Genomic DNA, 12,948 nt, shown 5'->3' on the forward strand with positions numbered 1-12,948 from the left:
TGTCGACAACGGAGGGGGATCGCGGGTGGCCGCGACGGAGCTGACGCGCACGCATCGCATACTCATCGGGGTGGTGGTCGCGGGTGCGGTGGTCATTGCCGGGATCGGGTTCGCGGGTTCTTACGCGGCGGTGCGCGCCCTCGCGGAGAAGAAAGGTTTCGGGAACTTCTCCCTCGTCTTCCCGATCGGCATCGACGCGGGCATCTGTGTGCTCCTCGCGCTCGACCTGCTGCTGACCTGGATCCGCATCCCGTTCCCGCTGCTGCGGCAGACGGCGTGGCTGCTGACGGCCGCGACGATCGCCTTCAACGGCGCCGCCGCCTGGCCCGACCCGCTCGGGGTCGGGATGCACGCGGTGATCCCGGTGCTGTTCGTGGTCGCCGTCGAGGCGGCCCGCCACGCGGTCGGGCGGATCGCGGACATCACCGCCGACAAGCACATGGAGGGCGTCCGCCTCACCCGGTGGCTGCTCTCCCCCGTACCGACGTTCCGGCTGTGGCGCCGGATGAAGCTGTGGGAGCTGCGCTCCTACGAGCAGGTCATCAAGCTGGAGCAGGACCGGCTGGTCTACCGCGCCCGGCTCCAGGCCCGCTACGGCCGCGCCTGGCGCCGCAAGGCGCCCGTGGAGTCGCTGATGCCGCTGCGTCTCGCCCGCTTCGGTGTCCCGCTGGCGGAGACCGGCCCGGCGGGTCTCGCCGCCGCCGGTATCGAGCCGACGCTGCTGCCGACGGCGCCGCCGGTGACGCCGGTGGTGAGCGCGACCCCGCAGCCGGTCGAGCTCCCGGCGGGCCCGCAGGCCCAGGTTCCGGCCCAGGCCCCGGCCCAGGTTCCGGTTCAGGGCGGGCCCGCGCCCGTGCCGCAGCAGGGGTACGCCCAGGAGCAGCAGGCCCCACAGCAGCAGGCGCAGGCGCCGCAGCCCCAGCCGGCCCCGGCACCGGAAGAGGTCGTTCCGGTCGAGAGCCCCTGGTTCGCGGCGCAGCAGCTGTCCCAGGAGGCGTACGAGGGCACGTACGACCCCCAGTACGTCGAGGGTCTGGAGCCCACCCCGGTGATGGTCCCGGCGGGTCCGGGCCGGACCCGTCCGCTGGGCAGCGCGCCGGACCAGCAGGCCCCGGTGTACGCGGAGGAGGCGACGCCGGAGGACGTGGCGTTCGCGGACATGGCGTACAAGGTCTTCGTCGAGTACGTGAACGAGCTCAGCGACTATCCGACGGTCGAGGCGCTGGAGATACACCTCGCGGACGGGCAGGGCGTGACGCACCCGCGCGGGGCGGCGCTGCTGCGGCGTCTGATGCCGGAGTTCAAGCAGCGCTACCACGCGGAGCTGGAGGCGGACCACATCGCGTAGGGCTCCGCGGGGGGCGGTTGTTCGCCTACTCGGCTGCGGCGGACCACCCGGGCGAAAGGGGGCCCGGGGCGAAAGCCCCGGGCCCCCTTGTCGTGCGGCTACGCCGCCAGCAGCTTGCGGACCCGGTCCGCTCCCACGGCGAGGAGCAGGGTGGGCAGCCGCGGGCCCGTGTCACGGCCCACCAGCAGGTGGTACAGGAGCGCGAAGAACGTCCGCTGAGCCGTCTTGATCTCCGGCGGCAGCTCCTTGGGCGTGGCGTCCGCCGAGAACCCGGCCTGGACCTTCGGCACGCCGTAGACCAGGTGGGTCAGCCCGTCGAGCGACCAGTGGTCGTCGAGGCCGGCCACGAGCAGGCGCAGCGACTCGCGGGCCTGGTCGTCGAGGGTGGCGAGCAGCTCGGTGTCGGGCTCCTCGCGCACCACGGTCCGCTGGTCGGCGGGGACCTGGGTGTTGATCCAGGCCTCGGCCCGGTCGAGCCGGGGGCGCACCTCGTCCAGGGAGGACAGCGGGTTCGCCGGGTCCAGGTCGCTCAGGATGCGCAGCGTCTGCTCGTCGTGGCCCGCGGTGATGTCGACGACCGAGGCGAGCGTGCGGTACGCCATGGGGCGCGGGGTGCGCGGCAGTTCACCGGCGGCGGTGCGGGCGGCGCGCGCGTGGGCCGCGGCGTCGGCGGGCAGCGCGCTGCCGTCGGCGACCTTGGCCTCCAGCTTGTCCCACTCGTCGTAGAGCCGCTGGATCTCCTGGTCGAAGGCGATCTTGAAGGACTGGTTGGGCCTGCGGCGGGCGTACAGCCAGCGCAGCAGCTGCGGCTCCATGATCTTCAGCGCGTCGCCCGGGGTGGGCACGCCGCCCTTGGACGAGGACATCTTGGCCATGCCGCTGATGCCGACGAACGCGTACATCGGGCCGATCGGCTGCTCGCCGCCGAAGATCGACACGATCTGGCCGCCGACCTGGAACGAGGAGCCCGGGGACGAGTGGTCGACGCCGGACGGCTCGAAGATCACGCCCTCGTACGCCCAGCGCATCGGCCAGTCGACCTTCCAGACCAGCTTGCCGCGGTTGAACTCGCTGAGCCGGACGGTCTCGGAGAAGCCGCACGCGGAGCAGGTGTACGTCAGCTCGGTGGTCTCGTCGTCGTAGGCGCTGACGACCGTGAGGTCCTTGTTGCAGCCGCCGCAGTAGGGCTTGTACGGGAAGTAGCCCGCGGAGCCCGTGCCGTCGTCCTCGGCGGCGGCGCCGGAGCCCTCGGCGGCCTCCAGCTCGGCCTCGTCGACCGGCTTCTGGCCCTGCTGCTTCTTGGCGGGCGCCTTCTTGGTGCGGTACTGCTCCAGGATGGCGTCGATGTCACCGCGGTGGCGCATGGCGTGCAGGACCTGCTCGCGGTAGGCGCCCGAGGTGTACTGCTCGGTCTGGCTGATCCCGTCGTACTCGACGCCGAGGTCGGCCAGGGCCTCGGTCATCGCGGCCTTGAAGTGCTCGGCCCAGTTCGGGTACGCCGATCCGGCCGGGGCCGGGACCGAGGTGAGCGGGCGGCCGATGTGCTCGGCCCACGACTCGTCGACACCGGGGACGCCGCCCGGCACCTTGCGGTACCGGTCGTAGTCGTCCCAGGAGATCAGGTGGCGCACCTCGTACCCGCGCCGGCGGATCTCGTCCGCGACCAGGTGCGGGGTCATGACCTCGCGGAGGTTGCCCAGGTGGATCGGGCCGGAGGGGGAGAGTCCGGACGCGACGACGACCGGTTTGCCAGGCGCACGACGCTCCGAGTCGGCAATGACCTCGTCCGCGAAACGGGAGACCCAGTCGGTCTCGGTGCTGCTCTGAGCCACGGTCGGCACGTCCTTCTTTCAGTTACGCCTTGAAGAGGCTGGCCCGCCCATTGTCCCAGACGGAACCACCGCCTCCGGGGTTGCGCGTATTCCCGGAGAAGTGGAAGACGCTCGCATGGGAGAATCCCCCTGTACGCATCCCGTCCGCAAACCCTTTCGCGGGCGGCCGACCGACAGGAAACGGAACCCATGGCTTCGGTCCCTTCCCTCGCTTCCACTGTCCAGCAGCGCCTGGCGGACGCTCTCTCGGCAGCCCTGCCGGAGGCCGGCTCCACCGACCCGCTGCTGCGACGAAGCGACCGGGCCGACTTCCAGGCCAACGGCATCCTGGCGCTCGCCAAGAAGCTCAAGGGCAACCCCCGTGAGCTGGCGGCGAAGGTCACCGGCGCGCTGGACTCGGGCGACCTCCTGAAGGAGGTCGAGGTCTCGGGCCCCGGCTTCCTCAACATCACGCTCACCGACGCGGCGATCACGAGCACGCTGGCCGCGCGCGCCGACGACGACCGGCTCGGCGTGCCGCTGAAGGAGAACCCGGGCATCACGGTCGTCGACTACGCCCAGCCGAACGTGGCGAAGGAGATGCACGTCGGCCATCTGCGCTCGGCCGTCATCGGCGACGCGCTGCGCGGCATGCTCGACTTCACCGGCGAGAAGACGATCGGCCGGCACCACATCGGCGACTGGGGCACCCAGTTCGGCATGCTCATCCAGTACCTGATCGAGCACCCGGACGCGCTGGCCCCCGCGGACGAGGTCGACGGCGAGCAGGCCATGTCGAACCTGAACCGGGTCTACAAGGCCTCCCGCGCGGTCTTCGACACCGACGAGGAGTTCAAGGAGCGCGCCCGCCGGCGGGTCGTGGACCTCCAGTCCGGTGACAAGGAGACGCTGGAGCTGTGGCAGCGGTTCGTCGACGAGTCGAAGGTCTACTTCTACTCGGTCTTCGAGAAGCTCGACATGGAGATCCGCGACGACGAGATCGTCGGCGAGTCCGCGTACAACGAGGGCATGCCCGAGACCGCCCGCCTCCTGGAGGAGATGGGCGTCGCGGTGCGCTCCGAGGGCGCGCTCGTGGTGTTCTTCGACGAGATCCGCGGCAAGGACGACCAGCCCGTCCCGCTGATCGTCCAGAAGGCCGACGGCGGCTTCGGCTACGCGGCCTCCGACCTGACCGCGATCCGCAACCGCGTCGCGGACCTGCACGCGACCTCGCTGATCTACGTCGTGGACGTGCGCCAGTCGCTGCACTTCAAGATGGTCTTCGAGGCCGCGCGCCGCGCGGGCTGGCTGACCGACGACGTCACCGCGCACAACATGGGCTACGGCACGGTGCTCGGCGCGGACGGCAAGCCGTTCAAGACCCGTGAGGGCGAGACGGTCAAGCTGGAGGACCTCCTCGACGAGGCCGTCGAGCGGGCCACCGCCGTCGTCCGCGAGAAGGCCGAGAAGGTGGGCCTGACCGAGGAGGAGATCGTCGAGAACGGCCGGTACGTCGGCATCGGCGCCGTGAAGTACGCGGACCTGTCGACCTCGGCCAACCGCGACTACAAGTTCGACCTGGACCAGATGGTGTCGCTCAACGGCGACACGTCCGTCTACCTCCAGTACGCCTACGCCCGGATCAGGTCGATCCTGCGCAAGGCCGACGACGCCAGGCCCGCCGCTCACCCTGAGCTGCCCCTCGCCCCGGCGGAGCGCGCCCTGGGACTGCACCTGGACGCCTTCGGCGAGCTGCTCGCGGAGGCGACCGCGGACTACGCGCCGCACAAGCTGGCCGCGTACCTGTACCAGCTGGCGTCGCTGTACACGACGTTCTACGACCAGTGCCCGGTCCTCAAGGCCGAGTCGCCGGAGCTGGTGGAGAACCGCCTGTTCCTGTGCGACCTGACCGCCCGGACGCTCCACCGGGGCATGGCCCTGCTCGGCATCCGGACGCCCGAGCGCCTCTGACCGGCCCCGGGTGGGAGCGGCTCACGTGGTGAGCCGCTCCCACACGTTGGTGTCCCCCCGGTATTCGTACGCCGGACGGCCCTTGACGGCGCTGCTGTGGAACGGCCTGCCGCCCTCGTCGTAGACCGGGATCTTCCCGAAGCGGTCGCCGCTGCTCCACTCCACTTCCAGGTACCAGGTCACCTCGTGCGCGTCGGTGTGCACATCGAGGTTGAGCACCTGCGGGTCCGTCGTGGACACCTTGTACGGGAAGTCCGTGGCGGGCACGTGGCTCTCGCCCTGCGTGCCACCGACCGGCCTCGTGCGCGGCTGCGCCTTGTCCAGGTCGATGTCGAAGAAGCCCGGGGTGACCGCGCCGCCGCACCCCGAACCCATCGAGTACGCGGTCCAGTCGAGCGGCGCGTCGCGCTCTACGACCTTCACGTTCACGGCGTTGATGACGACCGACTCACGGGTCTTGCCGGTCGCGGTGAGCTGGAGGGTGAGATGCCCGCCGTCGACCCCGCCGAGCACCGAGGCCCAGGGACGGCTCTCGTACGGGTCGGGCGGCTTCGGCACCGCGTTCGGTTTCTGGTCCATCAGATAGAACTTCCCGCACGGCCCGTCCCACTGGTACGAGCTGACGCCGACGCCGACCGGGGCCTGGGCGGCCGGAACGGGCTTGCGGACGGCCGACGCCGACGGGGCCGGGCTGCCGGAGCGGGTGGCGCGGCCCGACGGGCTCGGCGAGGAGGTCTTCGGGCTCGGGGAGCCGGACGTGGGGGGTGTGACGCTCGGCGTGGTGGGCCTGGTCCCCCGTGCGTCGGCGACGGCCGAGCTCTTGGTGTCCTTGTCGTCGTCGTCCCCGGAGCCGCCGGACAGGTTCGCCACGGCCACGGCCGGAACGGCGAGGGCCGTGACGGCGGCGGCCCCGATGAGCGCGAGCCGGGTGCGCTTGGTGAGCCGCTTGCGGAGCGGGGCGGTGGACGCGCCGGTGACCGTGCGGACGAGGGGAGACTCGTGGGAACGGACCTCGGATTCGCCCGCCTCGGATTCGCCCGCCCCGGAGACGGGCGTGGGGGCGGGGCCGACCCCGGCGGGCTTGACCGGAACCTCTACCTCCGGTTCCGTTTTCGATTCCGGTTCGGGTGCGGTCGCCGGCACCGGGGCGGGCGGACGCGCCGCCTCCGCCGCTGCCGCGCCGCGTGCTCGGCGCCGGGCCTCGTCGGCCAGGATCCAGCGGCGGTGGAGCTCGACCGACTCCTCCCGGGTGGCCCCGCAGAGCCGGGCGAGCCGGTCCACGGGGGCGTACTCATTGGGCACGGCGTCGCCGTTGCAGTACCGGTGGAGCGTCGACGTGCTCACGTGGAGCTTGCCCGCGAGGACGCCGTAACTCCGTCCCGAACGGTCCTTCAACTCCCTGAGCAACGCCGCGAACTCCTCGGACTCAGCCGTAGCCACGAGCCGTTTCCCTCCCCTGTCCGTCCCGGGAACGCGTTCCAGGGGAAGGCAGTTTCCCCAGGTCAGAGCATGTTCCCGCGTTCCAGCTTCCCCCATTGTCCCTTGCTGATTGCGGTCGGCGCAGACCGGCCCGCAAGGTGAGTGCAGCAACCAGCCAAACCGGCCCACCGGGGGGAGCAGGCAATGCGATTCCGTATCCGGGTCAACCTGGCGGACTCGATGGCCGCCGCGATGCTGGCCGCCTCGGTGGCCACGGTGATCGCGCTGGTCCTCAGTCTTCAGAGCTGACCCCGGTTCACACCGCTCAGCACGCACCACGCACCACTCACCACGCACCACTTACGTACGACTCACGCACCTAGCAACGGGGAGCCGATCCACCATGCGCACCAACCTCCGCATCACCGCCGCCGCGACCACCGCGCTGATCGCCGCGCTGTCCCTCACCGCCTGCGGCAGCGACTCCGAGCCCAAGGCGGCGGACAAGGCGTCCAAGCCGGCGGCCTCGGCGCCCGCCTCCACGCCGGCTCCCTCGACCGGCGGGGACGCGGCCGGGACGACGGGCAGCACGGATGGCACGGGCAGCACGGGCGGCACGGGGTCGGCGGGCGGGTCCGGCTCGGCCGCCGGTGGCCACGGGACGGCCAAGCCGGCCAAGTCGACCGGCAAGCACACGGGCGGCCAGTCCGGGTCCGGTACGTCCAAGCACGTCACCTGCACCGGCTCCAACATCAAGCTGACGGCGACGCCGGTCTCCCGCCCGATCAACCACGTCCTGCTGACGGCCACCAACATCGGCAAGACGGTCTGCGACGCGTACGACGCTCCGGCGGTCAAGTTCTCCAACGCCCAGTCGCCGATCGCGGTCGACAAGGACACCATCCCGCAGGCGGTGGTCTCGCTGGCGCCGGGCCGGTCGGCGTACGCGATGGTGCGTACGCAGGGGGAGCCCGACGGCACCGACCCGTACATGACGAGCCAGGTCGTCGTGTACTTCCGGGGCGCGGTCGGCATGGAGTCCGTGGGCCGCTCGGCGTACGCGTCGCTGCCGAAGCCGGTGGGGGTGGTGGACGCGCAGGCGATGGCCACGTACTGGCAGTCGGACCTGGGCGCGATCAGCGCCTGGTAACCCCCGCGCGGGGCTACGCCCCGAACCCCTCTTTCGCCTGCGGACCGTGCCGGCTTGCTCGCGCAGTTCCCCGCGCCCCTGGGTAGTCAGGGGCGCGGGGAACTGCGCGCTCAGCCACCCGACCCACCCCGCCCGCGGACAACCGACCCGAAAGGCCGCACCCCCCACCCCCCACCCCCCTCGTTAACCCGGAAAAGGTCAACCGTGGGAGTGGCTGTGCACCGGGACGAGGATCCGTGGGGGGACGGCGGAGGAGCCGTGCGGGCGGAGTTGGCCGTGCACCCCGCCGCCACCTGGCTGTACGTCGGCGAGCCGCACGGCGTCCTGCGCATCCCTCTCGGCGGGGACGGCCGCCCGGAGGCCCCCGCCGAGTGGACCCCGGGCGTACGCCCGTACGGGCTCGCGGCGGACCGGACCGGCACCTGCCTCTACGTCACCGACCCGCCCGGCAGACGCCTGCTGTGGCACGCCCTGGACCCCGCCGGCCGCCCCGTACGCGGAGTCGGCTGGCAGGTGTACACCCCCACCCGCGCGGACCCCGCCGCCACAGTCGTGGCCCACCCCTCCCTCCCCCTCCTCTACGTCGCCGACCGCGACGAGAAGACGGCCGTCACCTGTCTGCCCCTGGGCCACGGCGGCAGACCCGACGACGAGGGCACGACGGCGCTCTGGGTGCGCGGCACCGCCCCGCACCACAAGGGCCTCGCCGTCCACCCGGCCGGCACCCACCTCTACGTCAGCGACCCGGACGGGCGCGCCCTGAACGTCTTCGCGCTCCGCCCGGACGGCCGGGCGGACTCCGACGGCCCGTCGCTGACCCTTCAGGTACCGCCCGCCCCGGGCCCGCTCGCGGTCCACCCGGCGGCGGGCTGCCTCTACTTCGCGGACCGCGAGACGGGCACGCTCCACCGCGCCACCCTCGCCCCCGACGGCCTGCTCGCCCCGGACACCGGCCCCGAGCCGCTGCCGGGGCTCAAGGCCCCGCACTGCACGGGGGTCGCGGTGCACCCCCGCGGTACGTACCTCTACGCCTCCGCCACGATCACGCTCGCGGTGACGGAGCTGGACCCGCACACGGGCCGCCCGTCCGGGCGCCCGGTCACGCTCCCGCTGCCGCGCCACCGACCGTGACGGTGATCTCGTGCACCGAGTTGCGCACCCCCGGCGGCGGCTGGACGCGCCCCTCGCGGTCGGTGGCGCGGGCGCGGACGCGGTGCCAGCCGGGCGGCAGCCGCAGGGTGAGGGTGAAGGGCTGCCAGGCGGGGTCGGGCCCGAGGGGTTCGAGGGCGGCGGGCCGCCAGGGCCCGTCGTCCACGCTGACGTCGAGCGAGACGACCTCCCCGACGCTCCACGCCCGCCCGACCAGCTCCACGGACTCCCCGGGCAGCCGCTCCCCGTCCCGCGGGCTGAGGATCTTGCTGCCGACGTCCACCGCGCGTACCGGACGGGCCGTGGACTCGCCCGGGTGGACGCGGGTGTAGAAGCGTGTGGTGAACATGTGGTCCGGCCGCTCCTCGGCCAGGACGATCCGGGTCAGCCACTTCACCGAGTTCGTGCCGAACATCCGGGGCACCACGGTCCGCAGCGGGTGCCCGTGCCGGGCGGTGAGCGGCTCGCCGTTCATCTCGTACGCGAGGAAGACGTCCCGCCGGGCGGTCTCCAGGGGCAGGTCCTTCACGTACGACAGCCCGTCCTCGCCGTCGAACGAGCCGGTGTCCGCGCCCTCGAACCAGACGTGCCGCGCGGCGGCGAGCGGTACGGCCCGGTCGAGGAGGGCGGACAGGTCGAACCCGGTCCACCGCAGGTTGGCCACGGCCCGGGTCGGCACATCGGGCGCGAACGGGTTGCCGAAGCACTCGTGGAACGCGGTGAAGCGGCGGGCGGGCAGCGCCAGGACGTCGTCGAGACCCAGCCGCAACGGCTGCTCGACGAGCCCTTCCACGGACAGGCTCCAGGAGCCGACGTCCAGGTCGGGCACGCCGAGATGGGCGCGGACGAAGACGTGGTCGACGGGGGTGAGGTAGTCCGTGACATCGGCGAAGTCCCGTACGTCCAGCGCCTGTTCACCCATCGCCCGCCCCCGTCGTCGCCGTCTACAGCCCGCGGGCGACCTCCGTCGCCCAGTACGTCAGGATCATGTTCGCACCCGCCCGCTTGATTCCCGTCAGAGTTTCGAGGATCGCCCGGTCGCGGTCGATCCAGCCCTTCTCGGCGGCGGCCTCGACCATCGCGTACTCACCGCTGATCTGGTAGGCGGCGACGGGCACGTCCACCGACTCGGCGACCCTGGCGAGGACGTCGAGGTACGGTCCGGCCGGCTTGACCATGACCATGTCGGCGCCCTCTTCGAGGTCGAGGGCGAGCTCGCGCAGGGACTCGCGGACGTTGGCGGGGTCCTGCTGGTAGGTCTTGCGGTCCCCGCGGAGGGAGGAGCCGACGGCCTCGCGGAAGGGCCCGTAGAAGGCGGAGGAGTACTTGACGGTGTACGCGAGGATGGAGACGTCCTCGTGGCCGGTCTGGTCCAACGCGTCGCGGACCACCCCGACCTGACCGTCCATCATGCCGCTGGGGCCGACGACGTGGACGCCGGCGTCGGCCTGGACCTGGGCCATCTCGGCGTACCGCTCCAGGGTGGCGTCGTTGTCGACGCGGCCCTCGTCGTCGAGGACGCCGCAGTGGCCGTGGTCGGTGTACTCGTCGAGGCAGAGGTCGGACATGACGATGAGGTCGTCGCCGACCTCCTCCCGCACCGCGCGGATGGCCACCTGGAGGATCCCGTCGGGGTCCGTCCCGGCGGTCCCGAGGGCGTCCTTCTTGTCGTCCTCGGGCACCCCGAAGAGCATGATCCCGGCGACCCCGGCCTCGACGGCCTCGACGGCGGCCTTGCGCAGGGTGTCGAGGGAGTGCTGGACGACGCCGGGCATGGCCTCGATGGGCACGGGCCGGTCGATGCCCTCACGCACGAAGGCGGGGAGGATCAGGTCGGCGGGGTGCAGCCGGGTCTCGGCGACCATGCGGCGCATTGCGGGGGTGGTGCGGAGGCGCCGGGGGCGGGTGCCGGGGAAGGATCCGTAGCTCATGCCACCACGCTACGCCGGTGGGCGAAGCCCTTTTGCCCCACCCCGGGGGGCTGTATTGCCGGGGGTTCGTCTGCGGGCCGGTGGCGGGCTGATCGCGCAGTTCCCCGCGCCCCTTTTCGGCCGGGGGGTCGTCTGCGGGCCGGTGGACGGTTGCTCGCGCAGTTCCCCGCGCCCCTCTTCGGCCCGGGGGTCGTCTGCCGGCCGGTGGACGGTTGCTCGCGCAGTTCCCCGCGCCCCTGATAGGGCCGGGACTTTGACTGCGGGTGTGTGGGTGGCTGGTCGCGCCGTTCCCCGCGCCCCTTCAGGGCCCTGGCTGAGCGCGCAGTTGCCCGCGTCCCTGGGCAGTTAGGGGCGCGGGGAACTGCGCGAGCAACCCAGCACGGTCCGCAGACGAAAACAGCGGGGCGCAGGGGCCGCAGGCCCCGCCAGGGGGGCCGGGGGTGCAGCCCCCCGGGTAGACCCCGCCCACCCCCGGAGGGTCTAGGGAAGGGGCGGGGCGGGGCAACTCACGTCGTGCGGCGTCGCCTCGCCCCGGGACGGCGCTCGCTCGGCCGGGTCACATGCTCCCCCGCCTCCACGGCGGCATCCCGCCGAGCCGCCCCGAACTGCGCCAGCGCCTCCGCCAGCTTCAGCACCGACGGCTCCGGAGCCATCACGTCCACCCGCAGACCGTGCTCCTCGGCCGTCTTCGCCGTGGCCGGGCCGATGCACGCGATCACCGTCACGTTGTGCGGCTTGCCCGCGATGCCGACCAGGTTGCGGACCGTGGACGAGGAGGTGAAGAGCACCGCGTCGAAACCGCCGCCCTTGATCGCCTCCCGCGTGTCCGCCGGCGGCGGCGACGCCCGTACCGTCCGGTACGCCGTGACGTCGTCCACCTCCCAGCCCAGCTCGATCAGCCCCGCCACCAGCGTCTCGGTGGCGATGTCGGCGCGCGGCAGGAAGACACGGTCGATCGGGTCGAAGACCGGGTCGTAGGGCGGCCAGTCCTCAAGGAGGCCGGCCGCCGACTGCTCGCCGCTCGGGACGAGGTCCGGCTTCACACCGAACTCCACCAGCGACGCCGCGGTCTGCTCACCGACCGCCGCGACCTTGATCCCCGCGAACGCCCGCGCGTCGAGCCCGTACTCCTCGAACTTCTCGCGCACCGCCTTCACGGCGTTGACCGAGGTGAAGGCGATCCACTCGTAGCGGCCCGTCACCAGGCCCTTGACCGCCCGCTCCATCTGCTGCGGTGTGCGCGGCGGTTCGACGGCGATCGTCGGCACCTCGTGCGGCACCGCGCCGTAGGAACGCAGTTGGTCGGAGAGGGACGCGGCCTGCTCCTTCGTCCGCGGTACGAGCACCCGCCAGCCGAACAGCGGCTTGGACTCGAACCAGGACAGCCGGTCGCGCTGGGCCGCGGCGGTGCGCTCCCCGACCACGGCTATGACGGGCTGGTGGCCGTCCGGGGACGGCAGCACCTTGGCCTGCTTGAGGACCTGCGCGATGGAGCCGAGCGTGGCGTTCCAGGTGCGCTGGCGCGTGGTCGTACCGGCGACGGTGACCGTCATCGGGGTGTCGGGCTTGCGGCCCGCCGCGACGAGTTCGCCGGCCGCCGCCGCCACCGTCTCCAGGGTCGCGGAGACGACGACCGTGCCGTCGCTCGCGCCGACCTCGGTCCAGCAGCGCTCGCCCGCGCTGCGCGCGTCGACAAAGCGGACGTCGGCGCCGCCCGGGTCGCTGAGCGGGACACCGGCGTACGCGGGTACGCCCACCGCCGTCGCCACACCGGGCACGACCTCGAAGGGGATGCCCTCCGCGGCGCAGGCGAGCATCTCCTCGCCCGCGCTGCCGTCGAGCCCGGGGTCACCGGAGACGGCACGGACGACCCGCCTGCCGGAGCGCGCGGCCTCCATGACAAGATTGGCCGCGTCCCGCAACACGGGGACGTTGAACGTGCTGCCGGTCGCTGACGTGTCGTCAACAACCGTCAGCTGAGGCGTGTCCACACCTGCCCGCGCATGCGCGCGGACCACGTCGAGCACAGCGGGCTCGGCGATCAGGACATCGGCCGACGCCAGCGCTTCCACGGCGCGCAGCGTCAGCAGCCCCGGGTCCCCGGGGCCGGCACCGAGGAAGGTGACGCACCCGTGCGCGGAGACGGCGGGAAGGTTCGAGGACATGGTG

The 12,948-nt window shown here is 72.4% G+C and carries 9 protein-coding genes; 4 read left to right on the forward strand and 5 right to left on the reverse strand.

Annotated features, from left to right (window positions below; genetic code table 11):
* Nucleotides 1-25 precede the first annotated feature (25 nt).
* Nucleotides 26-1,348, forward strand: a complete 1,323-nt coding sequence (locus ACZ5ID_RS30090; RefSeq protein WP_468904085.1) for a DUF2637 domain-containing protein — start codon at nt 26-28, stop codon at nt 1,346-1,348.
* A 98-nt stretch (nt 1,349-1,446) separates the two neighbouring features.
* Here the strand turns inward: ACZ5ID_RS30090 and lysS are convergent, their stop codons facing one another.
* Nucleotides 1,447-3,189 carry a lysine--tRNA ligase gene (gene lysS, locus ACZ5ID_RS30095; protein ID WP_468904087.1) on the reverse strand — a complete coding sequence of 581 codons (1,743 nt, stop codon included), beginning with the start codon at nt 3,187-3,189 and terminating at the stop codon, nt 1,447-1,449.
* Between the two features lie 180 nt (nt 3,190-3,369).
* Between lysS and argS the strand changes: the two genes are divergently transcribed.
* Nucleotides 3,370-5,130, forward strand: coding sequence for an arginine--tRNA ligase (gene argS, locus ACZ5ID_RS30100; RefSeq protein WP_468904090.1), 1,761 nt, complete (start codon nt 3,370-3,372; stop codon nt 5,128-5,130).
* A 21-nt stretch (nt 5,131-5,151) separates the two neighbouring features.
* On the opposite strand, the gene ACZ5ID_RS30105 is transcribed toward argS, so the two are convergent.
* Complete coding sequence (locus ACZ5ID_RS30105) at nt 5,152-6,570, reverse strand: helix-turn-helix domain-containing protein (protein WP_468904092.1); 1,419 nt, start codon at nt 6,568-6,570, stop codon at nt 5,152-5,154.
* A gap of 382 nt (nt 6,571-6,952) precedes the next feature.
* On the opposite strand from ACZ5ID_RS30105, the gene ACZ5ID_RS30110 reads away from it, so the two are divergent.
* The gene (locus ACZ5ID_RS30110) at nt 6,953-7,699 is read left to right on the forward strand and encodes a DUF4232 domain-containing protein (RefSeq protein WP_468904094.1); all 747 of its coding nucleotides are present in this window, start codon (nt 6,953-6,955) and stop codon (nt 7,697-7,699) included.
* A gap of 258 nt (nt 7,700-7,957) precedes the next feature.
* Nucleotides 7,958-8,830: a lactonase family protein gene (locus ACZ5ID_RS30115; protein WP_468904096.1), complete on the forward strand. Its 873-nt coding sequence runs from the start codon at nt 7,958-7,960 to the stop codon at nt 8,828-8,830.
* Here ACZ5ID_RS30115 and ACZ5ID_RS30120 read toward each other — a convergent pair.
* From ACZ5ID_RS30120 to ACZ5ID_RS30130, 3 genes are all read right to left on the reverse strand, one after another.
* Entirely contained in the window at nt 8,799-9,770 is a 972-nt protein-coding gene (locus ACZ5ID_RS30120; RefSeq protein WP_468904099.1) for a molybdopterin-dependent oxidoreductase, read from the reverse strand. The genes ACZ5ID_RS30115 and ACZ5ID_RS30120 overlap by 32 nt on opposite strands.
* 22 nt (nt 9,771-9,792) lie before the next feature.
* Complete coding sequence (gene hemB, locus ACZ5ID_RS30125) at nt 9,793-10,779, reverse strand: porphobilinogen synthase (RefSeq protein WP_468904101.1); 987 nt, start codon at nt 10,777-10,779, stop codon at nt 9,793-9,795.
* A 506-nt stretch (nt 10,780-11,285) separates the two neighbouring features.
* Nucleotides 11,286-12,944 carry a bifunctional uroporphyrinogen-III C-methyltransferase/uroporphyrinogen-III synthase gene (locus ACZ5ID_RS30130; RefSeq protein ID WP_468904103.1) on the reverse strand — a complete coding sequence of 553 codons (1,659 nt, stop codon included), beginning with the start codon at nt 12,942-12,944 and terminating at the stop codon, nt 11,286-11,288.
* Nucleotides 12,945-12,948 lie beyond the last annotated feature (4 nt).

Source organism: Streptomyces sp. NPDC031670, assembly GCF_055580545.1.